Source organism: Pseudomonas sp. SIMBA_068, assembly GCF_046534705.1.
Taxonomy (GTDB): domain Bacteria; phylum Pseudomonadota; class Gammaproteobacteria; order Pseudomonadales; family Pseudomonadaceae; genus Aquipseudomonas; species Aquipseudomonas putida.
Genome location: NZ_JAWRYI010000579.1, coordinates 1 through 269, shown reverse-complemented (window position 1 = coordinate 269; position 269 = coordinate 1). Strand labels below are relative to the sequence as shown.

Annotated in this window: 1 pseudogene; it reads left to right on the top strand. The window is 62.8% G+C overall.

Annotation, left to right across the window (positions count from 1 at the left end):
* Positions 1-269, top strand: a pseudogene (locus tag SB756_RS30500) (Na/Pi cotransporter family protein); the annotation flags it as partial.

The following is a 269-nucleotide window of genomic DNA, read 5'->3' as shown; positions in this document are numbered from 1 at the left end:
CCTGATATTGCTGGCGCTGCAGCTGATTGTCGAAGCGGCTCGCCCGATTACCCAGGCCGCCGGTGTCCAGGTGCTTTTCTCCAGCCTGACCGGCGACGTGATGCTCGATGCGCTGCTGGGTGCGGTGTTCGCCATCATCAGTTACTCCAGCCTGGCCGCGGTGCTGATCACCGCGACGCTCACCGCCACCGGCGTGATTTCGTTCAAGGTGGCGCTCTGTCTGGTGATTGGTGCCAATCTCGGTAGCGGCCTGCTGGCGATGATCAACG